We start from the raw sequence: 23643 nt of genomic DNA on the forward strand, positions 1-23643 counted from the left end.
TGGCCGCGAGGGTGATCAGTCGGGAAACTAGCCCCGACCTTAACCACTCAGGACAATGGCACATGGCAAAGAAAGTATCGAAATGGTTCCGCATCGGCGTCGAGGGCGACACCTGCGACGGCCGCGTGATTGACGGCAACGACATTCAGGAGATGTCGGAAATCTTCGACCCGCGCGTCTACGGCTGCCGCATCAATCTGGAGCACATCAAGGGACTGTTTCCCAACGGCGATTTTAAGCGTCTCGGCGACGTGGTCGAGCTGAAAGCCGAGAAGATTAATGACGACTCCATCCTTAACGGCAAATGGGCGCTGTTCGCCAAAATGACCCCGACCGACGAGCTGGTCTCCATGGTCAAGGCGAGCCAGAAAGTTTACACCTCCATGGAAATCCGTCCGAACTTTGCCAACACCGGCAAATGCTACCTCATCGGTCTGGCGGTTACTGACGACCCGGCCAGCCTCGGCACCGAATACCTCGAATTCTGCTCCCGCGCCAAAACTAACCCGCTGGCAGGTAAAAAAGCCGAGCCGGGCGATCTGTTCTCGGTGGCGACTGAGGTGCTGCTCGAGTTTGAGGAACAGCCTGACAGCCTGCTGACCAATCTGACCGAGCGCGTGAAGGGCATGTTCAGCCGCAAACAGGCCAGCGACGACGCGCGCTTCAGTGATGTGCATGACGCAGTCACCGCCGTCGCCGAGCAGGTTCAAACCAACGGCGACAGCGCCGAGCAGCGTTTTGCGCAGCTTGAGCAGGAAATCGCGGGGCTGAAAGGTGAAGTGACGACCGGTCAGGAAGCGCTTTCCGAGCTTCAGGCCGCGCTCGATACCACCGAAAACCTGAACCAGCAGCGCCGCCCGAAAGCGCCCGGTGGCAATGGTGAAGACAGCCTGTTGACCAACTGCTGAGAACAGTCAGGGCGGGGCGCACGGCGCGCCGCTGAGAGACGACCCGAATTTATCGAATCAGGACAATTCAATGAAAAAAACGACCCGCTTTAAATTTAACGCCTATCTGCAACAGGTGGCCAAGCTGAACGGCATCACAGACGTCGGCGACGTCGGCAAAAAATTCAGCGTAGAGCCGTCGGTGACGCAGTCGTTGATGAACGTCGTGCAGGAGTCTTCCGAGTTCCTGACCCGCATCAACATGACACCGGTTGCTGAGCTGAAAGGCGAGAAGGTCGGCGTGGGCGTCAATGGCTCGATTGCCAGCACCACCGACACCGACGGCGGCAAAGAGCGCCAGACCGCTGATTTCACCTCGCTGGAGTCCAATAAGTACGAGTGCCAGCAGGTGAACTTTGATTTCCATATGCGCTATAACCAGCTCGATTTATGGGCGCGTTATCAGGACTTCCAGTTGCGCATCCGCAACGCCATCGCCAAGCGTCAGGCGCTGGATTTCATCATGGCCGGATTCAACGGTATCAGCCGCGCCGCCACGTCTGACCGGGCCAAAAACCCGATGTTGCAGGATGTGGCGGTGGGCTGGTTGCAGAAATACCGCAACGAAGCCCCGGCGCGCGTGATGAGCAACATCACCGGCGAGGATGGTGCGGTGATTTCCCCGGTCATCCGCATCGGTAAAGGGGGCGATTATGCCAACCTTGACGCCGTGGTCATGGATGCGACCAACAACCTGATTGCGCCATGGCATCAGGAATCCCCTGACCTCGTGGTGATTTGCGGCCGTAAGCTGCTGGCCGACAAATACTTCCCGCTGGTTAACCAAGAGCAGCCGAACACCGAGGCGATGGCCGCCGACGTGATTGTCAGCCAGAAGCGCATCGGCAACCTTCCCGCCGTCCGCGTGCCGTTCTTCCCGGCCAACGCGATTATGGTCACCACGCTCGAGAATCTGTCGATTTACATCATGGATGAGAGTCACCGCCGCCATATCGAAGAGAACGCCAAGCGTGACCGCGTCGAAAACTACGAGTCGATGAAAATTGACTACGTCATTGAGGACTACGCCGCCGGTTGCCTGATTGAAAATATCGAGCTGCTGCCTGCGTCGACAGAAAAGTCGGGCGTACGGGTATCCAAAGAAGACCCGCAGCCATCGGGGGCCGATATCAGCGCCTTGGCTGACGCTATCGTGCTGGCAGTGAAAGGGGCGGCTGCGCAACCTGCGCCAGCCGGTGAGGAAACGCCAAAAACTGAAGGCGAAGCGTAACCATGACGAGTCCCGCACAGCGTCACATGATGCGGGTCTCGGCCGTGGAGGCTGCGCAGCGGGTGGATGACCCGCTGCGCCATGCCACCGCCTACGAGCAAATGCTCGTCAAGCTGGCCGCAGACCGCACCAAGCTGAAACAGATCCATTCCGTCGAGAAAAAGGCTGAGCACAAACGCGCCATGTTGCCGTTCTACGCGCCTTGGGTGGCCGGGGTATTGGCCGAAGGGCGGGGGGCGCAGGACGACATCCTGATGACCGTCATGCAGTGGATGCTCGACGCCGATGACATTCCCGGCGCGCTGGAAATTGCGCCTTATGCGCTGAAATACCGTCTCAAAGTGCCGAACAACAAGCGCCCGGTGGCGTACTTACTGGCCGAAGAGGTGGCGCTGTCGGCGGAGCGCAGCCGCAAGGCGGGCAACCCGGCCAAGATGGATGACCTTCGCGCCGCCATCGAGATGACGGCCGCCGAGGATATGCCCGACATGGTCAAGGCCAAACTGTTCAAGGTGACCGGCCTGATGTTGAGCGACTGCGGTGACTATGCGCAGGCGCTGGGGCACCTCGCGCGCGCGATGCAGCTCGACGGTCACGCCGGGGTGAGAAAAGAGATCCAAAAATGTGAAAGCGCCCTCAAGCCGAAGCCGGCGGCCGCCGCCAAAAGAACAACCACGCGCCCGCGTAAGGCCGCCACGCCGGCCAAGCGCGGACGCCCACGCAAGGCGGTAAAAACCGCCGGTTAACAGAACGCGCCCCGCGCCGGGCGGCACGGTGGCCGCGAGCGTCTTTTGACGTATCAAGGCCGCCGTCCACCGCCCCCTATTTTTGAGGTCGTCATGACGACAGTGATTATGCGTAACCCGATTAAGCCGCCGGACGAGCCGACGGCCATTATCCCGCAACCGGATGTACCGGAGCCGGTGATTAAAAACACGTTCTTTTTCCCGGATGTTGACCCGAAGCGCATCCGCGAGCTGATGCGTCTTGAGTACACGGTATCGCCGGAGCGTCTGCGCTTTGCCATTCGCAGCGGTATCTCGGAGACGAATGCCGAGCTGTATCTCTATCGCGAGCAGCAACTCGCCGCCGGTTTCAAAACGCTGGCCGACGTACCGGCCGACGAAGTCGACGGCGAAAGTGAGAAGTGCTTTCACTACCTTAGTGCGGTCTGCGCCATGACAACCGCCACGCTGTACGAGCGCTACCGGGGTGCGGATGCCAGCGCCAAGGGGGATAAAAAGGCCGACAGCGTCGAGGTGTCCATTGATGAGCACTGGCGGGATATGCGCTGGTCAATCGCCCGGTTGCAGGGTAAGCCGCGCTGCATTGTCGGGCAAATCTGATGAACGTCATCGCGCTTCAGGGGGACACGCTCGACGCACTGTGCTATCGCGTCTACGGCCGCACCGGGGGCGTGCTCGAGGCGGTGCTGCTGGCGAATCCGGGGCTGGCTGAGCTGGGTATCATCCTGCCGCATGGCACGGTGGTCACGCTGCCGGTCATTGATACCGCCCCGGCATCCGAAACCGTTCAGCTATGGGATTAACCATGGAGAAAGTCACATCGTTCATTGCTTATGCCGTCGCGGTGCTGCTGGCATGGGTCGGAAAGTATTCCGCGCAGGACATCGCACTGATTGTCGGTGCGGTGGTCGGCGTCGGCACCTTTGTCACCAACTGGTACTACCGCCGCAAAAGCTATTTGCTGCTGAAAAATGTCGGCATTCGACGGGAGGTTTTCGATGAAATCAATCGTTAAACGTTGCAGTGTCGCCGTCGTGCTGGCGCTGGCGGTGTTGTTGCCGGATTTTACCCGGTTGCATACGTCAATGGCGGGCCTTGAGCTGATTGCCAATCTGGAAGGGTGCCGCCTGAGCCCTTATCAGTGTAGCGCGGGCGTCTGGACGAGCGGTATCGGCCACACTGCCGGGGTGAAACCCGGCGGGGTTATCACTGAGCGCGAAGCCGCGGTCAATCTGGTGGCCGATGTCATGCAGGTCGAGAAACGCCTTGCGCAGTGTATGCCGGTGACCATGCCGCAGCCGGTCTATGACGCCGTGGTCAGCTTTGCGTTCAACGTCGGCAAGGGCGCTGCGTGCGCGTCAACGCTGGCGCATTTCATCAATAAAAAGCAGTGGCCCGCCGCGTGCAATCAGCTTCCCCGCTGGGTATTCGTCAACGGCGTCAGGTCTGCCGGGCTGGAGAATCGCCGGGCGCGCGAGCTGGCGCTGTGTATGACGGGGGTATTATGAGTCGCGGTAATAAGCTTTTTCTGTCGCTGGTGTTGCTGGCGGTCATTGCTTTGTTGAAATGGCAGGTCATTACGCTCGGCGACAGTCTGGATGCCGCGAAGCTGGAAAACGTCAGGGTGGCGGCAGCGCTAACCGAAAGTCGCGCGGCTATCGCTGCGCTACAGGATAGCGCTCTGCGCAACGAGCGCGAACAGGTCATGTTGCGCCAGCGCATCGCCGCCGCTGACCAGTTGGCCACCCGCCGCAATCACACCATTACGAGGCTGCTCAATGAAAATGAAGCGCTGCGCCGCTGGTATCAGTCTGCTTTGCCTGATGACGTTATCCGGCTGCATTCCCGCCCCGACTTCGCCACCCCCGACGATTATTTACGCTGGCTGTCCGAAGGTCAGCAGTTGCCCGCTGCCCGGCAGCAACCCGAAGACCAACGGTGATTTAAGCACCGATATCTTCAATCTTGAGCGCGCGCTGGCAAGCTGTGCGCTTCAGGTGGAGACCGTGAAAAAGTGTCAGGAGGAACTCGATGTTAAAGCCGAAAAGTCTGCGCAAAGCGCTTTATGACGCGGTGCCGAAGCTCAGGGCTAATCCGGATATGCTGCGCATATTTATCGACAGCGGCGTCATCGGGGCTACGCTGGCCGCCTCTCTGTCATTTGAGAATCGCTATACGCTCAATGTGATAGTCCAAGATTACCCGGATGATGTGGATTTGCTGCTGGTGCCGATTGGGGCGTGGTTGCGGGAGAATCAGCCCGATATCATGACCACGGACGAGGGCAAGAAAAAGGGGTTCACCTACTTCGCCGACATCAACAACGACGACAGTTATGACATCAGTATCAGCCTGCAACTGACTGAGCGCACGCTGGTGAAGGAAGTTGACCGGGCGCTGCATGTGTCCCATGTGCCGGAGCCGCCGCTGCCTGAGCCGGTAGCGCGCCCGATGGAGCTTTACATTAACGGTGAGCTGGTGAGCGCGTGGGATGAGTGAGCTTAAGCCTTTTGATGACAAACTCGCCGGGCTGATTGCCGGGCTATCGGCTTCCCGTCGTCGCCAGATGGCGGCCGAGATTGCGAAGCGGCTGCGCATCAGCCAGCAGCAGCGCATTAAGCGCCAGCAGGCACCGGACGGCACGCAGTATGCCGCCCGTAAGCGGCAGCCGGTTCGTAGCAAAAAAGGGCGAGTTAAGCGCGAGATGTTCGCCAAACTGCGCACCCATCGATACATGAAAGCCAAAGGCACCGCTGATGAGGCGCTGGTCGAGTTTGCCGGGCGCGTGCAGCGTATCGCGCGGGTGCACCAAGAGGGCTTACGTGACCGCCCGACCCGCCATAGTCGGGACGTGCAATATGAGGCGCGGCCGTTATTGGGCTTTGGTGACGTTGACCGGCAGATTGTGGAAGATGTTATCATTTCCCGATTGAACGGATAACGCGTTATAAATCCGTGGCGGACTATTCTAAGGATTGATAGTGGGATGAATTTGACAGCATTCATTGCTGTCTGGAAAAAAGGAGAAAAGGGATGAAGTTTGTGCTTTTTTTGGCTCTTGTAATTCCATCTTTATGGTCTTTGCGATGGTTTCAGTTTGGTAATCCGATAGATATGCTTGTCAGTATGTATCGGGATGGTCTCCCTAGTGTGACTTGGGGACTTGCTGTTTTGTATCTTTATGATTTTAGTATGGCGATGTTGAAAAAGAACTCACCGTACATGATAAGATTCCACAACACATTAAAAAAAGATTTTATTGTGCTTTTTTTACTTTCAGTGTTCACTGTTATCATTTATTCGTGCTCTCCACAGAAATTTACTGCTGTAAGTTTAGATATCAGTATGGCTGGGTTCAGCTTTATGATTATGGGGAATTTAGGTTTATTGCGTCTTTTTAAATATAAAGTTGGGGCAATCAAATATCCTAAGCTCCCGGCCTTTGTTATTTGCTTGGTGTCTATCGCTCTTTCCCTTTACTTTTTGAATGTGACGCTGAATGTTGCCAATGGTGTTTATGAAACATCACGTGCACTTTGGAATCAGATAACAGTCTTTTGTTTTTCTATTTCTCTTTTTTTCTTCTCGGGCCAAATTGTCTTTTTCATGGATAGTAAAACCATTGAGCCATCGCCGGTGATAATGGATTTGCTTAAGCGTTTTAGACCAACGAATAATCTGTATGAGATGAGTGCGAATGCAGCTGAGTTATGGAACGAGGCTGCGAAGAAGGAAAGGGCCAAGTTTAGTGCTCAATTAAGAAAAAATAAGAAGGGGAAGAAAAAAGGTAAGCGATAGGATTAGCTACATCTAACAAAGTACGCGTCAGACTGTTGTTTCCCCTGCCAAAGCACGCACGTCAATTGCCGCTGGATCTCTTCAGCGGCATCCTTCCCACCATGAACACACTCGAATCGATTTCAGAACTCGCTCGCGCTGTGCGCGACCTCATTCGCATAGGCGTCATCGTAGATGTTCAGTACGCTCCGCCGCGCTGCCGCGTTCAATTGGGCGGCAATACGACGGACTGGTTGCAGTGGTTGGCCTGCCGTGCCGGAGGTGCGCGCACATGGTGGGCACCCTCCATCGGTGAGCAAGTGGTTGTGCTGGCACTGGGTGGCGAGCTGGATGCCGCCTTTGTGCTGCCAGCTATCAACTCCGACGATTTTCCGGCTCCGTCAGTGTCGCCGGAGGCATATCACACCAGTTTTCCCGATGGTGCGGTCATCGAATATGAGCCCAAAACCGGCGCGCTGAGCGTTACCGGCATTAAAACGGCCAATATCAGTGCGCAAGTAGCCGTCGACGTTTCTGCGCCGAAGGTGACGATTATCGCCAGTCAAAAAATCACGCTTGATACACCGGAGGTGGTCTGCACCAACAAGCTGACCGCCGACACGCTGGAGCTGAAAAAGGGCGGGAAAATGTCGGGCGATATCGATCACGGCGGGGGTACTTTTAAATCCAACGGCGTGCAGGTGGATAAACACGGCCACGGTGGTGTGCAGCGCGGCGGAGACTGGACGGAGGAAACCCGATGACCGTGCGATATATCGGCATGAACCGGGACACCGGCCAGACCCTGACGGACAGCGAGCATATCAGCCAGAGCGTTCGCGACATCCTCATTACCCCTGTCGGCTCCCGAGTGATGCGGCGGGAATATGGCTCGCTGTTGTCTGCCCTGATTGACCAGCCACAAAGCCCGGCGGTGAACGGGCAGGTGATGGCTGCCTGCTACATGGCAATCCTCAAATGGGAGCCGCGCATCAGGCTAACGTCCATCACCTTCGAGAAGACCTTCAACGGTCAGATGTTCGTTGACATTACCGGCGTGCGCCAAGACACCACCGGCGGCACATTTTCGTTAACCGTCCCACTGAGCTGACACTATGGCCACTATCGATTTAAGCCAACTGCCTGCGCCGAACGTCGTTGAGCCGCTGGACTATGAAACCCTGTTTGCCGAGCGCAAAGCGACGCTGATTTCCCTGTACCCGGCCGACCAGCAGGAAGCTGTTGCCCGAACTTTGGCGCTTGAATCGGAGCCTATCGTCAAGCTGCTTCAGGAAAATGCGTATCGGGAGGTATTGCTACGCCAGCGCGTTAACGATGCCGCCAAAGCGGTGATGCTGGCGCACGCCACCGGCGAAGACCTTGACCAGCTCGGCGCGAACTTCAACACGCCGCGACTGGTGATTGCCTCGGCGGATGAAAGCACCATTCCGCCAACACCGGCAGTTATGGAAGCGGATGAAGATTACCGCCTACGCCTGCAAGACGCGTTCGAGGGGATGAGCACAGCAGGTTCTGCCGGTTCCTACCGTTTTCACGCCCGCTCGGCCGATGGTCGGGTGGCTGATGTGACGGCAATCAGCCCATCACCGGCTAACGTGACCGTCACCGTGTTGTCACGGGACGGCGACGGCAGCGCCAGCGCTGAGCTGTTGCAGGTGGTCAGCACCGCGTTGAATGACGAGGACGTGCGTCCTGTCGCCGATCGCGTCATCGTGCAATCGGCCAAAATTGCCCCGTATGGCATCGAGGCCGTTTTATACCTGTACCCCGGCCCGGAGGTTGCGCCGATCCTCTCTGCGGCAAAACAACGTTTACACAATTATGTGCTGACCATGCGCCGCTTAGGTCGCAGTATCCGGCGTTCCGGCATCATCGCGGCGCTGACCGTGGAAGGCGTTGAACGTGTTGAAGTTGCTCAACCGGTCGCCGACATCGTGCTTGATAAAACGCAGGCGGGCTACTGCACCGGCGTGAACATCACACCGGGGCGCGCCGATGACTAATCGCTTATTGCCTGTTGGCTCCTCAGTACTGGAAGTCGCTGCCGCTGCCGCGTGTGCCGAGCTGGAGCGCGTGCCGGTTCCGCTGCGTGACCTGTGGAACCCGAAAACCTGCCCGGTGCATCTGCTGCCTTATCTGGCGTGGGCGTTCTCCGTTGATAGATGGGATGAGGCTTGGCCGGAGGACGTCAAGCGGGGCGTTGTTTCGGCCGCGTTCTACATCCACCGGCACAAGGGCACCATCGGTGCCGTGCGCCGCGTGGTGGAGCCGCTCGGCTACCTGATTAACGTCATTGAGTGGTTTCACACCGAAGGTGCCGATCCGCCCGGTACGTTCCGGCTCGATATTGGCGTGCTGGAAACCGGTATCACCGAGGAAATGTATCAGGAAATGGAGCGCCTTATCGCCGACGCCAAGCCCCTGAGCCGCCACCTGATTGGCCTCAACATTTTGCAGGACATCCCCGGCCAGATTTACACCGGCGCGGCCGCCATTGATGGTGATGTCATTACCGTTTACCCCGGATAAGAGAAAATCATGAACAAATACAAAGCGATTATTACCACCGCCGGGGCGGCCAAGATTGCCGCCGCCAGCGTGGGCGGCACGCAGTTGAAAATCGTCTCTATGGCCGTCGGCGACGGGAACGGCATGCTGCCGACGCCCAATCCGGCGCAAACAAAACTCGTCAACGAGAAATACCGCGCGGCGCTCAACGGGCTGACTATCGATAAGGCGCTGAAAAATCACATTCTGGCCGAGATGATTATTCCGGCGAACGTTGGCGGCTTCTGGCTGCGTGAAATGGGCCTCTATGACGAGGCCGGGACGCTGATTGCCGTCAGCAATATGGCGGAGAGCTACAAGCCGAAGCTCGAAGAGGGCAGCGGCCGCACGCAGACGCTGCGCATGATTTTGATTGTCAGCAGCACCGAGGCGATTCAGGTAATTGCCGGTGGCGATACCGTGCTGGCGACAAAAGACTATGTTACCGACGCGATTACCGCGCATGAGAAAACCCGCAATCACCCGGACGCCAGCACCACGGCGAAGGGGCTGGTACAGCTGAGCAGCGCGACAACCAGTACCGACGAAACGAAAGCCAGCACACCCAAAGCGCTAAAAGCGGTCAACGAAGCCAGCATGAAGAAGGCCGCGAACCTCTCAGACCTTACCGACAAAGCCGCCGCGCGCGGCAATTTGGCGTTAGGCACGGCCGCGACGAAAAACGTCGGGGTGGATGGCGGGCAACTGATGGAGGTCGGCGCATTTGGATTGGGAAGCGGCTCACGTCATCGGGAAGATGCGTATTGCAATCAGGCTGAAATCTACCGGGTTAATAGTTCATCAAAGAATACGCCGGGCGGTGATGTTTATGGCGTGCTGAGTTTGCCCTGCGACGGTGGTCCGTCGGGCGCGTATATGGCGGTACAAAACAACGGCAACGCTTTCTTTGGCCGTTCGAACATCCCCAGTAATGGGGTGGTATGGTTTCAGGCTTACACGACGAAGTTTAAACCGACGGCGGCAGACGTTGGCGCATGGAGTAAAACAGAGTCCGATGGCCGATTTGTAAAACAGACCGGCGACACGATGAAAGGGGCGTTAACTCTGCCGCGTATCGTATTCCCGAACGAAAATACCGCCAATGCTGACGATGACTTAAATCGCGAAAATGGCTTTACCGTAGAATCACTGGTTGCCACTGCCAATAAGGGCTATCCCGTGCCGGGCGGCATGGGGGTGTTGTTTACCGGCAAAGTGAACGAGTTCCGCAATGTGCAATTTGCCGTAGGCTCCGGCGATATGGCGTTTTATTTGCGCTCGATGCGAAAAGACAGCGCGGCTTCGCTCCGCTGGGCGCGAGTTTATACGACGGACTACAAACCCACTGCGGCAGAAGTCGGCGCGCTGACCGACGCGCAGGCCGCCCAGAAATACGCGCTCCGTTCCATCAAGGTGAACGGTAAGCCGCTGTCCGCTGATGTGAATTTGTTGGCCGGTGACGTCAACGCATGGAATAAAACCGAAGCAGATGGCCGCTATCTGGCGAAGACCGGCGGGCAGTTAACCGGGACGCTAAAGACCAGCGCGGAGATCCAATCTACCCACATTGATAATTATCGCATGGTCGGCGGCGGGTTCGGCTCCTTCTGGCGCAATGACGGCAACCGACTTTACCTGCTGCTGACAAAAGAAAACGACCAGTACGGCACATTCAACAACCTGCGCCCGTTTTCTGTGGATGTCAGAACCGGTGCCGCCGCCTTTGAGTCGGGTATGCACATCGGCGGTAACTGGCCCGCGATCACCACATCAAGCGGTACGACGTGGCACCCTGACGGCAACGTTCAAGGCAGTTGTTGGGGCGGTTATCTCAGCAACTGGCTTAATCAAAATATCTCGGCTGCGCAAAACAATGCGCAGAATTGGGCCTATCAGCATTTGGTTCAGGGTGTGCGCATGGCCGGGCGCACGGTTATCGCGGATACCGGCGGGCGCATCGATTTACCGTCGGGCTGTGTTTATACGGGTATGTCCGGCTCAAACTACAACCCCTCAATCTGGGGCGCTTATTCAGCGGTTCAGGTGCTAATTAACGGCACATGGGCAACAATTGGAACGGTGTAAAATGCAACACATTAAGAATTTGAAAAGATACACGCCGGAAGAATTATTCCTCGGCGAGAACGTGATTTATCTTCAGGATGATAACGGTATTGACTGGTACGCCGCGCAAAAATTGTTTTCGCCGGACACCGTAAAACTGGCTTATGACGAAAGCGGCATTATCTGCGCGATTAATAGCGATGTGTCGATGCTGTGGCCGATTGGCTTATCGGTTATTGAGCTGAACCCAACGAAACTACCAAAGCGCTGTCTGGCTAATGGTGAGTGGGTGTTTGACGGTAAGAAGGTGAGCCAGCGCATCTATTCCGCTGAAGAAAGGATGGCGAGCGCCGAAGCCAGAAAAAATGAATTGCTGGCGAGCGCGGGTAAGGCTGTCGCGCCGCTTCAGGATGCTGTTGATTTGGATATGGCGACCGAGGCAGAAAAAGCGCTGTTGGCGGACTGGAAAAAATACCGTGTGACGGTGAATCGTCTTGATATGTCAGCCCCGGAGATTAACTGGCCAGTGGTTCCCGGCCTCTAAGAAAAAAAGCCCGCAGCGATGCGGGCTTTGGTATTTGCGGCTTTCCCTGATGTTGCCGCGTCTACTCTTCGACCTTACCCCGCCCGGCTAAAATCCGTCCAATTGATTGCATAGATCAATGCAGCGTTATTGATCGGCGCAAACGATCGTTATTCCCGCCAAGCTCGCCAATCCGGCCCGGTCTGTTGTCTGGTCGGCCTTCCAGCGCCCACCGCGTGCGGCCCGGTGCGCTGGGCGTCATCATGCCTGCACCTACTCACTATGGAGCAAGTTAATGGGCGATTATCATCACGGTGTGCGCGTCGTCGAAATTAATGACGGCACGCGCGTCATCTCTACCGTATCGACGGCTGTCGTCGGCATGGTCTGCACCGGCAAAGATGCCGACCCGAAGCTTTTCCCGCTCAACACCCCGGTACTGATTACCGATGTGATAGCCGCTGCCGGTAAGGCCGGGAAATCCGGCACGCTGACGAAAGCGTTGTCAGCCATTGGCGACCAGTGCAAACCGGTGACGGTTGTTGTGCGCGTAGAAGAGGGCAAAGATGCGGCGGAAACCACGTCAAACATCATCGGCGGCGCGGACGAAAACGGCCGCTACACCGGCATGAAAGCTTTGCTCACTGCGCAGGCCGTCACCGGTGTGAAACCTCGCATTCTGGGCGTGCCGGGGTTGGATTCGCTGGAAGTGGCGACGGCGCTGGCCGGGATTTGCCAGCAGTTGCGCGCGTTCGGTTATATCAGCGCGTACGGCTGCAAAAGCATTTCCGAGGCCATCGCCTACCGCGACAATTTCAGTCAGCGTGAGCTGATGCTCATTTGGCCGGATTTCCTCGCGTGGGATACCACCGGCAACGTCAGCGCCACGGCTCATGCCACCGCTCGCGCGTTGGGGCTGCGCGCCAAAATCGACACAGAAACCGGCTGGCATAAAACGCTTTCTAACGTCGGCGTCAATGGCGTGACCGGCATTTCCGCCAGCGTGTTCTGGGATTTGCAGGCACCCGGCACCGATGCCGACCTGCTCAATGAGGCGGGGGTCACCACGCTGGTGCGCAAAGATGGTTTTCGCTTCTGGGGCAACCGCTCTTGCTCTGATGACCCGCTGTTCCTGTTCGAAAACTACACTCGCACCGCGCAGGTATTGGCTGACACCATGGCCGAGGCGCACATGTGGGCGGTGGATAAGCCGGTCACTGCGACGCTTATCCGCGACATTGTCGAGGGCATCAAAGCCAAATTCCGCGAGCTGAAATCCAACGGCTACATCATCGATGCGGATTGCTGGTACGACGAATCGGCCAACGATAAAGAGACCCTGAAAGCCGGGAAACTGTATATCGATTATGACTATACCCCGGTTCCCCCACTGGAAGACCTGACCCTACGCCAGCGTATCACCGATAAATATCTGGTGAATCTGGCCGCTGGCGTCAACAGCTAAGAGGACGCGTTAAACCATGGCACTCCCGCGCAAACTGAAGTACCTCAACCTGTTTAACGACGGCCTGAGCTATATGGGTGTGGTCAGCTCTGTGACGCTGCCGAAACTGACGCGCAAGCTGGAGAACTATCGCGGCGGCGGTATGAACGGTGCGGCCCCGGTCGATATGGGGTTAGACGATGATGCCCTCAGCGTCGAGTGGACTATCGGCGGTTTCCCCGATGACCAGCTCTGGGCGCAGTACGCCGCCGCCAGTGCTGCATCGGTGCCGCTTCGTTTTTGCGGTTCTTACCAGCGCGATGACACCGGCGATATGGTCGCCGTTGAGATTGTGCTGCGTGGCCGCCACAAAGAGTTTGATTTTGGCGACCAGAAACAGGGCGAGGACACCGAGACAAAAATCTCGACGCAATGCACCTATTTCAAACTGACCGTCGATGGCAAAGAGCGCATCGAAGTGGACACCGTCAACATGGTTGAACGCGTGAACGGCGTCGACATGCTGGCGCAGCACCGTCGCAATATCGGGCTGTAATCACCGGGCGGTCGGCAGGTCCGGCCGCCATTCCCCTGACTGAACCGGAATCACATCATGAAAGACGAAAAAATCATCGCCACAACCGAAAACCCGAACGTCGTGAAGTTGGATACTCCCGTCAAGCGCGGCGAAACCTTTATCGATACGGTGACGCTGACCAAGCCCAATGCCGGTACTCTGCGCGGCGTCGGGCTGGCTGCGCTGGCTAACTCTGAAGTCGATGCGCTGATTAAGGTGCTGCCGCGCATGACGTATCCGCCACTGACCGAAAGTGAAGTCGCAGCGCTGGAGCTGCCTGACCTTGTGGCGCTGGCCGGGAAGGTTATCGGTTTTTTGGCACCGAGTTCGGCACGCTAGATTTTCCTGCCGGTTTGTCGGTTGATGACCTGATGGCGGATATCGCGACGATTTTTCACTGGCCGCCGTCAGAACTTTACCTGATGACACCGCAAGAACTCCTCAACTGGCGCGACAAAGCGCTCCACCGAAGCGGACAAACGAATGAGTAACAACGTCAGGTTGCAGGTGCTACTCAAAGCCGTTGACCAAGCGAGCCGCCCGTTTAAAAGCATCCAGACAGCGAGTAAATCGCTGTCTGCACAAATCCGCGACACCCGGCAAAACCTTAAAGAGCTGAACGCACAGGCCGGGCGCGTCGAGGGATTCCGTAAATCGAGTGCTCAACTGGCGGTCACCGGTCAGGCGCTGGCAAAAGCCAAACAAGAAGCCGCCGCGCTGGCGGTGCAGTTTAAAAATACCGAGAAGCCGACCCGCGCACAGGCGCAACTGATGGAGGCGGCCAAGCGCTCGGCCGCCGAGTTGCAGCTCAAATATAACGGGCTGCGTCAGTCGGTGCAGCGTCAGCGCCAAGAGCTGGCGCAGGCCGGGATTAACACGCGCACCCTCGCCACCGACGAGCGCCGCCTGAAATCCTCCATCAGTGAGACCACCGCCCAGCTCAACCGCCAGCGGGAGGCGTTGTCGCGCGTCAGCCAGCAGCAGGCAAAACTCAGTGCAGTGAGCCAGCGCTATCAGGCCGGAAAGCAACTGGCGGGCAGTGTGGCGGGCGTGGGCGCTGCGGGTGTCGGCGCTGCAACCGTGGGCGGTTTTGCCGCCAAAAAGCTCCTGACGCCGGGGTATGATTTTGCGCAAAAAAACTCCGAGTTACAGGCCGTGCTCGGCGTGGCAAAAGACTCGGCTGACATGTTGGCGCTTCGCACGCAGGCGCGGCAGCTTGGTGATAACACGGCAGCGTCGGCGGATGACGCTGCCGGGGCCCAAATCATCATTGCCAAAGCGGGCGGCGACAAAGATGCGATCACCGCCGCGACGCCGGTCACGCTCAATATGGCGCTGGCCAACCGTAAAACTATGGAGGAAAACGCCACCCTGCTGATGGGAGTGAAATCCGCATTTGGGCTGGCAAACGACCAAGTCGCACACATTGGTGATGTGATTTCACAGACCATGAACAAGAGCGCCGCCAACTTCGAAGGGCTCAGCGACACCCTGACCTATGCCGCGCCGGTGGCTAAAAATGCCGGTATCAGCGTCGAGGAAACGGCGGCCATTGCCGGGGCGCTGGCGGATGCCAAAATTACCGGCTCTATGGCCGGTACGGGGAGCCGCGCGGTGATTACCCGGTTGCAGGCTCCCATGGGTAAGGCGAATGACGCATTGGGCGAGCTGGGCGTCAAAACCGCCGACCGCAAAGGCAATATGCGGCCGCTGTTCACCATCCTGAAGGAAATGCAAAGGAGCTTCGATAAAAACAAGCTCGGCACCGCCCAGCGCGCGGAGTACATGAAAGTCATCTTTGGCGAAGAAGCGTCGTCGGCCGCCGCGGTGCTGATGGGGGATGCGGCTTCCGGCAAGCTTGACCGCCTGACCAAGTTGCTCCGGGAGTCTGACGGCAAGACGGAGGAGCTGGTCAAAGTCATGCAGGACAACCTCGGTGGGGATTTGAAAGAGCTTCAGTCCGCCTATGAGGCCATCGGAATCGACATGTATGACCAACTGGAAACGCCTTTCCGTGAGCTGACAACCCGCGCGACAAAGTTCCTGCTGAAAATTGACCTTTGGATCAAAAACAACAAAGAGCTTGCCGGGACGCTGGCCAAAGTCGCGCTCGGTGGCCTTGCGATTGTCGGCACGTTGGGGGCGATTGGCTTGGCATCGTGGCCGGTCATCATGGGGATTAACGGCATCATTGCGGTTGCTGGCGCGCTGGGAACAGCCTTTAGCGTGGCGGGAGGGGCCATCATGGCCGTGCTCGGCGCGCTGACGTGGCCGATTGTGGCGGTGGGTGCGGCCATCGTAGCCGGGGCGCTGCTGATTCGTAAATACTGGCAGCCTATCAGTGCCTTTTTCAGTGGCGTTATTGAGGGGCTTATCAGTGCATTTGCGCCGGTTGGCGAGTTGTTCAGGCCGCTGAAGCCGGTTTTTGACTGGCTCGGCGAGAAGCTAAAGGCTGTCTGGCAATGGTTCAAAGATTTAATCGAGCCGGTGAAATCGACGAAGGAGACCCTCGACAACTGTAAAAACGCCGGGCTGGCGTTTGGCCGCGGATTGGCCGACGTGCTGATGCTGCCGCTCAGGGCATTCAACAAGCTGCGTCAGGGCATTGATTGGGTGCTGGAAAAGCTTGGCGTCATCAATGCTGAATCCAGCGACCTCGACAAGAAAGCGCAGAAGGCCAATGACTACTCCAACGGGGCGAACGGGCGCGGGTATTCTCCGTCGGGTGGCTTGCTGACGGGCGGTTATGTACCGGTTACGGCCGGGGGCGGAAAATCTTATGTGGATAACAGCGTCAATAATTTCCACGTCGGCAGCCAGCACCCCGGCGGAGCCAGCGCGGCGGAAACCAAGCGGATGTTGCTGGACGTGGTGGAAGAACGGGAGCGCAAGCGCCGCGCGGCGCAACGCTCAAATATGGCGACGGATTAAGGGGATGTGCTGATGATGCTGATTCTTGGGCTGTTTGTGTTCCAGTTGCAGACGGTGCCGTATCAAACGCTGGCGCGCTCGGTAGATTATCGCTGGCCGTCAAACAGCCGCGTCGGCCAGCGGCCTGCGCTGCAATTTCTCGGCGTGAATGAGGAAAAAATCACGCTGTCCGGCGTACTGCTGCCCGAAATCACCGGCGGCAAAATCTCGATGCAACTGCTCGATGCGATGGCGGCCGAGGGCAAGGCGTGGCCGCTGCTGGAAGGGACCGGCACGATTTACGGCATGTTTGTCGTGAACAGCGTCAGCGAAACCCGCACGGAGTTTTTCTCCACCGGCAGCGCCCGCCGCATCGAGTTTACGCTCACGCTCACGCGCGTGGATGAATCCTTTACGGCGATGTATGGCGATTTGCAGGCGCAGGCCGAGGGGGTGCTCGGTCAGGTGAGCGAGCTGGCGGCCAAGGTGGGGAACATGGCGGGAGGGTTGCTCCAATGATTACCGGGATGACGCTGGATGCCGGGGCAACCATCGCCCCGGCGTTTATGCTCAAAATGGGCGACAAGGACATCACGCACGATATCAGCGCCCGCTTGCTCTCCCTGACGCTTTCGGACAACCGCGGGTTTGAGGCTGACCAGTTGGATATCGAACTGGACGACGCCGACGGTCAGGTCATGATGCCCGGTCGGGGCGCAGTGCTGTCGCTTCATCTTGGCTGGCAGGGTGCGCCATTGTTCAACAAAGGCAACTTTACCGTCGACGAGATAGAGCATCGGGGAACGCCTGACACATTGACTATTCGCGCCCGCTCCGCTGATTTTCGCGGTTCGCTCAATGCCCGCCGGGAAGAGTCCTATCACGACACGACACTCGGTGCGGTGATTGCCAAAATTGCGGAGAGGAACAAGCTGACCGCCCGCGTTGCGAAAGAGCTGGCCGGGATTAAAGTCCCGCATATTGACCAGTCGCAGGAGTCCGATGCCAAGTTTTTGACGCGACTAGCCAGCCGCAACGGGGCGGAAGTGTCGATAAAAGCCGGTAGGTTGCTATTTATCCGGGCCGGTAATGGCGTGACCGCCAGCGGCAAGCCGATACCGCAGATGACCATCGAGCGCCGCGACGGTGACCGGCATCAATTTGCGATTGCTGACCGGGCCGCATATACCGGCGTGACGGCGAAATGGTTGCACACCAAAGACCCGAAGCCGCAAAAGCAGCGGGTCAAGCTCAAACGCAAACCGAAGCCGCAGCACCTACGCGCGCTGCAACACCCCAAGGCAAAACCGGTTACTGCCAAGAAGACGGCGGCCAAGCCGAAAGAGGCGAGGGAAGGGGAATACATGACCGGCGAGGCCGATAATGTGTTTGCCATCACTACAGTCTATGCCAGCAAGGCGCAGGCGATGCGCGCCGCACTGGCGAAGTGGGACAAGCTGCAACGTGGCGTTGCGGAGTTTTCTATCAGTCTCGCCATGGGGCGTGCAGATTTATATCCGGAAACGCCGGTAGCGGTGAAGGGGTTTAAGCGCGTCATAGATGAGCAGGCGTGGACAATCACTAAGGTGACCCATTCACTCAGCGATAACGGCTACACGACGGTGTTAGAGCTTGAGGTGAAGCTTTCTGATGTGGAGTACGAGGAGGAAATCCAACAAGATTGAATCGATAATAATTCATTGATATTAAAGATAAAAAGTCTAAAATCACTTTATCAATGTTGAATGGTGGAGGTGATAAATTATGTTTCATTGCAATATCTGCGGAACTGCTGCACACGCTCGCTCAAGTCGTTATCTCAGTGAGAACACCAAAGAGCGCTATCACCAGTGTCAGAACATCAATTGCAGTCATACATTTGTCACCATGGAAACCATCGAGCGCACCATTATGAAGCCCGGCCATGTGGTGCCGGTATTGCCGCACCCAAACAATTACGGTCAGCAAAGCATGTTGATGTAACCGAACGAACAAGCCCCGGAAATCCGGGGCTTTTTTTCGAAGTGTGGTCAATGCGTGGACACGCTTAGAAGTAAATCCTTTTACTTCAAATGACTAATGTATCTTTGCTAGGCCGCTTCGGCGGCCTTTTTTATCTCCGCAATCTCACCTCTCGTTTAACCTTTGTGTAAATTATTGTGGTTATTTGTATAGATTTTCGTTGAGTTAGCGTTAATGATTAATGGGTTCCAGATTGGCGCGCCGCTTGCCTGTGCCGCCAAAAGGACACTATCTGGGGTGTGCGCCGCGCGGCGCATAGCGTGTGGGTTTTTTGCTGCGATTCAAACATGAAATATATCATTCTGATTTTGCTTATTTTATGCGTCGTCTATGTGCATTACCGCGGGCGGGTGCGCTACAACGTGTGGCGGCAGCTGTCTGACCATTCCACCTTTACCGCACCGCTGAACGTCTTCATGTATCTGTTTTCTCGTGTGCCGACTACGCCGTACCTGAAGCCGGAGCAGTTCCCTGAACTGGCGGTACTGCGGGAGAACTGGGAAACCATCCGCGACGAAGGACAGAAGCTGATGGAGATCCAGCAGATCAAAGCGTCCGATCAATTCAACGATGCTGGTTTCAACTCGTTCTTCAAGACCGGTTGGAAACGCTTTTATCTGAAATGGTATGAAGACAGCCATCCCTCCGCCATGACCCTGTGCCCGCAGACCACGGAACTGCTGCGCAGCCTGCCTTCGGTCAAGGCGGCGATGTTCGCCGAACTGCCGGACGGCAGCCGGTTGCCGCGCCACCGTGACCCTTACGCCGGTTCGCTGCGTTATCACCTGGGGTTGATTACCCCCAACGATGACCGCTGCTTCATTGAGGTGGACGGTGAGCGCTACAGCTGGCGTGACGGTGAAGGGGTGATGTTCGATGAAACCTATCTGCACTACGCGGAAAACCAGAGCGGGCAGAATCGCCTGATCCTGTTCTGCGATATCGAACGGCCGATGCGCTACCGCTGGGCGCAGGCGGTGAATCACTGGCTGGGGCGCAATCTGATGAGCGCCGCCACCGCGCCGAATGAAGAGGGCGATCGCACCGGCGGCGTCAACAAGATGTTCAAATACATCTATGCGATACGCCGGGTGGGGAAACGGCTGAAGGCCTGGAACCGCACCGGTTATTACATCATCAAGTGGATTTTGTTCGGGGGGATCGCCGCGGCGATATTCTTCTCGGTATAAACGAAGGCAGGGGCGCACAGAGTGCGCCCCTTTTTGATCAGGCGAAGATAGTCATCATGTAGGCGGCGAACAGCGCCAGGTGGGCGGTGCCGTTCAGCACGTTGGTGCGGCCGGTCGAGAACGACAGCTGGCACAGCAGCAACACCGTCAGCATCACCACGATATGCGGCGTTTGCAGGCCGAAGATCAGCGTCTGCCCGGTCAGGGTAGCGATGATGGTGACTGCCGGCACGGTCAGGGAGATGGTCGCCAGCACCGAACCGAAGAACAGGTTCATGGCGCGCTGCACCTGGTTGTTCAGCACGGCGCGCAGCGCCCCCAGGCCTTCAGGCGAGAGGATAAGCAGCGCCACCAGGAAACCGGTGAACTGCGCCGGCGCGTTCATTTTGGTCAGCAGGCCTTCGAGCGGATTGGCATTGAACTTGGTGACGGCGATAACCGCGATCAGGTGCACGATGAGCCAGGCGGCGTGCCAGGCGCTGCTGTGCGAAGAGGGCTTGCCGTGATGCGGATCGCCATCGTCGTCTTCATGCTCGTACACGAACAGGCTCTGGTGGGTTTTGGTCTGGATCACCAGGAATACGCCATACATGGCGGCGGAAATCAGCGCCACCAACAGCGCTTGCCCGGTGCTGAAGTTGCCGCCTGGCAGCGCACTCGGGAACACCAGCACGATCACCGCCAGCGGGAAAATCGCCATCAGGTACTGCTTTATGCCGCCGAGGTTGACGTACTGGGTGGCGAACTTGCGCCCGCCGAGCAGCAGCGCGAAGCCGACCAGGCCGGCGGAAACGATCATGATGATGGAGTACAGCGTGTCGCGCATCAGCGCCGGCGCGGCGTCGCCGGTGGCCATCAACGCCGAGATCAGGCTGACTTCGAGGATCACCACCGACAGGCTGAGGATCAGCGAGCCATAGGGTTCGCCCAGTCGGTGAGCCAGCACGTCGGCGTGGCGCACCACGCTGAAGGCGCTGCTGAGGATCCCCACCAGCGCGAGAATATTGATGCCGACGATCAGCGGAAAGTTAGCGGTGCTGCCCCATAAATTCAACACCACCAGCGCGGCGATGGGGAAGATCAGCGAGTATTCGGTGTGGCGAGATTTGGTGGATCGGCCAGGATCGTGTTGCGACTTCATGAGGGTGGCACTCCTTCTCAAACAGCGTAGCCCGTCAGCGCCGGTCGCCGTGATGCGGCAACTCTGCGTTTCCAGTAGGTATTTTATATTAGGATACACCCGCGGCGCCGGTGTGATGTTGTTTTTATCTGAGAAAGCAATTGCTTGCTTTATGTGGTCAGAGTAACAAAAAAACCGCACGGGGTGCGGTTTTATTTACTTACTTTTACGCAATAACGTCAATTTACAACGCTAGATTTGAGAAAAGTCGTGTTTACTTATTTAGTGCGTGGTTAATCAAGGAAAATATGACCGCTAGTCGTCAATATTATCCATGATTTCATGCCGTTTATTATGATAACCCTCTTCATTTAGTCCCTCACGCCAGTAAGGTACGGCATAAAGACGATTACGATCGCATTGGCGTTCGCGGCGCAGGTAACGGCGCAGCTCCACCACCAGGCGATCTTCACCGGCGAGCCAGAAGTGCGCTTCCCCCTGGGGCAAGGACTGCGCGCGGAACAGTGCGATCAATTCGTCGGTTTTTTCCGTGCCGCCAACGACCCAGTTGACTTCAACGTCCGCCGGTTTCTTCAGCTCAATCACGTCGGCGGCGCTGTCAACGCGGACGAAAGCGCGTCCGGCACTGTGTGGCGGCAGGTTTTCCAGCAGCGCGGCCAACGCAGGCAGCGAGGAAGGATCGCCTGCCAGGCAGTAGAAGTCGGCGGCCGGCAGCATCGGTTTCGGGCCGCCTGGATTGCTGATGCCGATTTTATCGCCGATTTTCGCCTGGCGCGCAAAGTCGACCGCCGGGCCCTGGTGGTCATGGATGGCGAACTCGATGTCCACTTCCGCCTGCTCCGGGCGCACGGCGCGAATGGAATAGGTGCGCACGATCGGGCGCACGGCGTCCGCGGCCCAGCGCGGGCCGTTTTCGGTCAGCGTCGGCAGATCCGGCTGCGTCTGGCCGGCGAGCGGCAAAAAGACTTTGATGTGCGCAGCGGCGGCATTGGCCGGGTAGTAACGCAGGTCGGGAGCGGTAAAGGTGATGCGGCGCAGATGCGGGGTGATGTCCTGTACGGCGCTGACGGCGATCAGGTAGGGGGCGCGTGAGCGGGGGGCTTCGGTAGTCACGAGGATCTCCTTATAGGTCGTTTGGCGGTGAGTATACCATGCCGTTTGATAATGAGAATTGTTTGCTCATTGAGGCGCAACCGCGTGTGAGCTAGGCTTAAGGTTCACGCAATACGCACGGGAGGACGTGATGCCATACCAAGACACGAGCGACTTGCCGGACAATGTAAAGCATGTGCTACCGGAACATGCGCAGGCGATCTATAAAGAAGCGTTCAACAGCGCCTGGCAACAATACCGGGATCCCGACGATCGGCGCGGTGACGACAGCCGGGAGGAGACGGCGCATAAGGTGGCCTGGGCGGCGGTCAAGCAAAGCTATCGCAAGGGCGACGACGAACGCTGGCATAAAAAGTAACGCCTTTATGCCCCGGTAAAAAACGCGCTGACGTTATGCTGACCTCGGCAATTAATATTATTGCTGCTCAGTACAAATACTTTTCCACGTTAACGCCGCTTTGCAACTTGATTGCGCGGCGGGAAAAGAATATGGTCATTATTAATCGGCGCGGTTATTGAATTAATAAAATTCCGCACCAAAAAATAAAATTGCAAAGGTTCAGTAGTGGCGAGGGAGGACGAGAAATCGTATTCCCGGGAGGTTGTAACAGTGTTAACGCGAGATTTTCTGCAAAAAGCGGATTGCAAAACCGCCTTTGGCGCTATTGAGGAGTCGCTGCTGCTGACGCCTGAACAGCGCGCAGCCTCGTTGGAATGCACGTTATCGCGCCGGCCGGATCACAGCCCGGTATGGGTATTCGGTTACGGTTCGCTGATGTGGAATCCGGTTTTCGAATCTGAAGAAGTGCGGCCCGCCATGCTGCAGGGCTGGCATCGGGCGTTCTGCATGCGTTTGACCGCCGGGCGCGGCACGCTGCATCAGCCGGGGCGCATGCTGGCGCTGAAAGAGGGCGGCCAGACCACCGGATTGGCGTTTCGTCTGCCGGAAGGTAAGCTGCGCGAAGAGCTGGAGCTGCTTTGGAAGCGCGAAATGGTGACCGATTGCTACGTGCCGACCTGGTGTGAACTGCAGTTGGATGGCGGCGAGGTCGTGACTGCGCTGGTGTTTGTGATGAACGCGCAGCACCCGTTGTTTGAAGCAGACACCAGCCACCAGGTGATCGCGCCATTGATCGCCAGCGCCAGCGGCCCGCTGGGTACCAACGCGCAATACCTGTTTGCGCTGGATAACGAGCTGAAACACCATGGCATGCAGGATGATTGCATCGGCGATCTGGTGCGCTATGTACAGCAGTGGTTGCAACAGAACCGCCCTGGCGCTTTCGGGGCTGAAGCCACGGCCTGAGGCGTTAGCAGGGCAGCAGACACTGAAGGGCTCAGCATGCTGAGCCCTTTTTCATATATCTAATACCTCTATTTAATAACTTTA

The 23643-nt window shown here is 57.4% G+C and carries 31 protein-coding genes; 29 read left to right on the forward strand and 2 right to left on the reverse strand.

All coding sequences use genetic code 11. The features are described from left to right. Positions 1-62: 62 nt before the first annotated feature. The 27 genes from ACJ8PN_RS09875 to lpxO all read left to right on the forward strand — a co-directional run bounded on the left by ACJ8PN_RS09875 (position 63) and on the right by lpxO (position 19999). Positions 63-908 carry a GPO family capsid scaffolding protein gene (locus ACJ8PN_RS09875; RefSeq protein ID WP_033643481.1) on the forward strand — a complete coding sequence of 282 codons (846 nt, stop codon included), beginning with the start codon at positions 63-65 and terminating at the stop codon, positions 906-908. Between the two features lie 70 nt (positions 909-978). Further along, a complete protein-coding gene (locus ACJ8PN_RS09880) occupies positions 979-2178 on the forward strand; it encodes a phage major capsid protein, P2 family (RefSeq protein ID WP_080280884.1) in 1200 nt (399 codons plus the stop codon). 2 nt (positions 2179-2180) lie between these two features. Beyond that, complete coding sequence (gene gpM, locus ACJ8PN_RS09885) at positions 2181-2924, forward strand: phage terminase small subunit (protein WP_442534860.1); 744 nt, start codon at positions 2181-2183, stop codon at positions 2922-2924. A 93-nt stretch (positions 2925-3017) separates the two neighbouring features. Continuing rightward, complete coding sequence (locus ACJ8PN_RS09890) at positions 3018-3524, forward strand: head completion/stabilization protein (protein WP_021504058.1); 507 nt, start codon at positions 3018-3020, stop codon at positions 3522-3524. Further along, on the forward strand, positions 3524-3727 hold the full coding sequence (locus ACJ8PN_RS09895; RefSeq protein WP_442534861.1) for a tail protein X: 204 nt from the start codon (positions 3524-3526) through the stop codon (positions 3725-3727). Before ACJ8PN_RS09890 ends, ACJ8PN_RS09895 begins: the two co-directional genes overlap by 1 nt. 2 nt (positions 3728-3729) lie before the next feature. Then, positions 3730-3939 (forward strand): HP1 family phage holin, encoded by a 210-nt coding sequence (locus ACJ8PN_RS09900; protein ID WP_033652228.1) that lies wholly within the window; start codon positions 3730-3732, stop codon positions 3937-3939. After that, positions 3923-4432 carry a lysozyme gene (locus ACJ8PN_RS09905; protein WP_442534862.1) on the forward strand — a complete coding sequence of 170 codons (510 nt, stop codon included), beginning with the start codon at positions 3923-3925 and terminating at the stop codon, positions 4430-4432. The genes ACJ8PN_RS09900 and ACJ8PN_RS09905 overlap by 17 nt, the downstream gene beginning before the upstream one ends. After that, entirely contained in the window at positions 4429-4866 is a 438-nt protein-coding gene (gene lysB / locus ACJ8PN_RS09910; protein ID WP_253296631.1) for an Rz-like lysis system protein LysB, read from the forward strand. The genes ACJ8PN_RS09905 and lysB overlap by 4 nt, the downstream gene beginning before the upstream one ends. After that, positions 4748-4993, forward strand: coding sequence for an Rz1-like lysis system protein LysC (gene lysC, locus ACJ8PN_RS09915; RefSeq protein ID WP_230199809.1), 246 nt, complete (start codon positions 4748-4750; stop codon positions 4991-4993). The genes lysB and lysC overlap by 119 nt, the downstream gene beginning before the upstream one ends. Beyond that, complete coding sequence (locus ACJ8PN_RS09920; protein WP_130054782.1) at positions 4956-5423, forward strand: phage tail protein; 468 nt, start codon at positions 4956-4958, stop codon at positions 5421-5423. The genes lysC and ACJ8PN_RS09920 overlap by 38 nt, the downstream gene beginning before the upstream one ends. Next, the gene (locus ACJ8PN_RS09925) at positions 5416-5865 is read left to right on the forward strand and encodes a phage virion morphogenesis protein (protein WP_172904699.1); all 450 of its coding nucleotides are present in this window, start codon (positions 5416-5418) and stop codon (positions 5863-5865) included. Before ACJ8PN_RS09920 ends, ACJ8PN_RS09925 begins: the two co-directional genes overlap by 8 nt. A gap of 92 nt (positions 5866-5957) precedes the next feature. Then, complete coding sequence (locus ACJ8PN_RS09930) at positions 5958-6722, forward strand: hypothetical protein (protein ID WP_342178831.1); 765 nt, start codon at positions 5958-5960, stop codon at positions 6720-6722. A 101-nt stretch (positions 6723-6823) separates the two neighbouring features. After that, on the forward strand, positions 6824-7465 hold the full coding sequence (locus tag ACJ8PN_RS09935; protein ID WP_198772300.1) for a phage baseplate assembly protein V: 642 nt from the start codon (positions 6824-6826) through the stop codon (positions 7463-7465). After that, positions 7462-7812 (forward strand): GPW/gp25 family protein, encoded by a 351-nt coding sequence (locus ACJ8PN_RS09940; protein ID WP_033643469.1) that lies wholly within the window; start codon positions 7462-7464, stop codon positions 7810-7812. Before ACJ8PN_RS09935 ends, ACJ8PN_RS09940 begins: the two co-directional genes overlap by 4 nt. Positions 7813-7816: 4 nt before the next feature. Continuing rightward, on the forward strand, positions 7817-8725 hold the full coding sequence (locus ACJ8PN_RS09945; RefSeq protein WP_442534863.1) for a baseplate assembly protein: 909 nt from the start codon (positions 7817-7819) through the stop codon (positions 8723-8725). After that, positions 8718-9251 (forward strand): phage tail protein I, encoded by a 534-nt coding sequence (locus tag ACJ8PN_RS09950; protein ID WP_197796653.1) that lies wholly within the window; start codon positions 8718-8720, stop codon positions 9249-9251. The genes ACJ8PN_RS09945 and ACJ8PN_RS09950 overlap by 8 nt, the downstream gene beginning before the upstream one ends. Positions 9252-9260: 9 nt before the next feature. Beyond that, the gene (locus ACJ8PN_RS09955) at positions 9261-11354 is read left to right on the forward strand and encodes a phage tail-collar fiber domain-containing protein (RefSeq protein ID WP_442534864.1); all 2094 of its coding nucleotides are present in this window, start codon (positions 9261-9263) and stop codon (positions 11352-11354) included. A gap of 1 nt (position 11355) precedes the next feature. Beyond that, entirely contained in the window at positions 11356-11877 is a 522-nt protein-coding gene (locus ACJ8PN_RS09960) for a tail fiber assembly protein (protein WP_033643466.1), read from the forward strand. 274 nt (positions 11878-12151) lie between these two features. Then, positions 12152-13321: a phage tail sheath protein gene (locus ACJ8PN_RS09965; RefSeq protein ID WP_442534865.1), complete on the forward strand. Its 1170-nt coding sequence runs from the start codon at positions 12152-12154 to the stop codon at positions 13319-13321. A gap of 16 nt (positions 13322-13337) precedes the next feature. Beyond that, positions 13338-13856 carry a phage major tail tube protein gene (locus ACJ8PN_RS09970; protein ID WP_021504042.1) on the forward strand — a complete coding sequence of 173 codons (519 nt, stop codon included), beginning with the start codon at positions 13338-13340 and terminating at the stop codon, positions 13854-13856. A gap of 57 nt (positions 13857-13913) precedes the next feature. Further along, complete coding sequence (locus tag ACJ8PN_RS09975) at positions 13914-14216, forward strand: phage tail assembly protein (RefSeq protein WP_021504041.1); 303 nt, start codon at positions 13914-13916, stop codon at positions 14214-14216. Positions 14217-14248: 32 nt separating this feature from the next. Then, the gene (locus tag ACJ8PN_RS09980) at positions 14249-14368 is read left to right on the forward strand and encodes a GpE family phage tail protein (RefSeq protein WP_342185137.1); all 120 of its coding nucleotides are present in this window, start codon (positions 14249-14251) and stop codon (positions 14366-14368) included. Beyond that, entirely contained in the window at positions 14361-16808 is a 2448-nt protein-coding gene (locus ACJ8PN_RS09985; RefSeq protein ID WP_442534866.1) for a phage tail tape measure protein, read from the forward strand. The genes ACJ8PN_RS09980 and ACJ8PN_RS09985 overlap by 8 nt, the downstream gene beginning before the upstream one ends. A gap of 12 nt (positions 16809-16820) precedes the next feature. Continuing rightward, positions 16821-17306, forward strand: a complete 486-nt coding sequence (locus ACJ8PN_RS09990; protein WP_442534867.1) for a phage tail protein — start codon at positions 16821-16823, stop codon at positions 17304-17306. After that, positions 17303-18472 carry a phage late control D family protein gene (locus ACJ8PN_RS09995; RefSeq protein WP_442534868.1) on the forward strand — a complete coding sequence of 390 codons (1170 nt, stop codon included), beginning with the start codon at positions 17303-17305 and terminating at the stop codon, positions 18470-18472. The genes ACJ8PN_RS09990 and ACJ8PN_RS09995 overlap by 4 nt, the downstream gene beginning before the upstream one ends. Before the next feature lie 79 nt (positions 18473-18551). Further along, positions 18552-18770 carry a DNA-binding transcriptional regulator gene (locus ACJ8PN_RS10000; RefSeq protein ID WP_033643461.1) on the forward strand — a complete coding sequence of 73 codons (219 nt, stop codon included), beginning with the start codon at positions 18552-18554 and terminating at the stop codon, positions 18768-18770. A gap of 326 nt (positions 18771-19096) precedes the next feature. Then, on the forward strand, positions 19097-19999 hold the full coding sequence (gene lpxO, locus ACJ8PN_RS10005) for a lipid A hydroxylase LpxO (RefSeq protein ID WP_025303230.1): 903 nt from the start codon (positions 19097-19099) through the stop codon (positions 19997-19999). A gap of 37 nt (positions 20000-20036) precedes the next feature. Here lpxO and chaA read toward each other — a convergent pair whose 3' ends face one another. Both chaA and ACJ8PN_RS10015 read right to left on the reverse strand, forming a co-directional pair. Beyond that, positions 20037-21140, reverse strand: coding sequence for a sodium-potassium/proton antiporter ChaA (gene chaA / locus ACJ8PN_RS10010; RefSeq protein ID WP_004934723.1), 1104 nt, complete (start codon positions 21138-21140; stop codon positions 20037-20039). A 294-nt stretch (positions 21141-21434) separates the two neighbouring features. Then, positions 21435-22253 (reverse strand): siderophore-interacting protein, encoded by an 819-nt coding sequence (locus ACJ8PN_RS10015; RefSeq protein ID WP_171454231.1) that lies wholly within the window; start codon positions 22251-22253, stop codon positions 21435-21437. Positions 22254-22383: 130 nt separating this feature from the next. Here ACJ8PN_RS10015 and chaB point away from each other — a divergent pair, with 130 nt between their 5' ends. Both chaB and ACJ8PN_RS10025 read left to right on the forward strand, forming a co-directional pair. Then, on the forward strand, positions 22384-22611 hold the full coding sequence (gene chaB / locus ACJ8PN_RS10020; protein WP_004934720.1) for a putative cation transport regulator ChaB: 228 nt from the start codon (positions 22384-22386) through the stop codon (positions 22609-22611). A 252-nt stretch (positions 22612-22863) separates the two neighbouring features. Then, on the forward strand, positions 22864-23559 hold the full coding sequence (locus ACJ8PN_RS10025; protein WP_131164811.1) for a gamma-glutamylcyclotransferase: 696 nt from the start codon (positions 22864-22866) through the stop codon (positions 23557-23559). Positions 23560-23643 lie beyond the last annotated feature (84 nt).

The sequence above is a fragment of the Serratia sp. CY76391 genome (assembly GCF_052166695.1).
In the GTDB taxonomy this organism is placed as follows: domain Bacteria; phylum Pseudomonadota; class Gammaproteobacteria; order Enterobacterales; family Enterobacteriaceae; genus Serratia; species Serratia nematodiphila.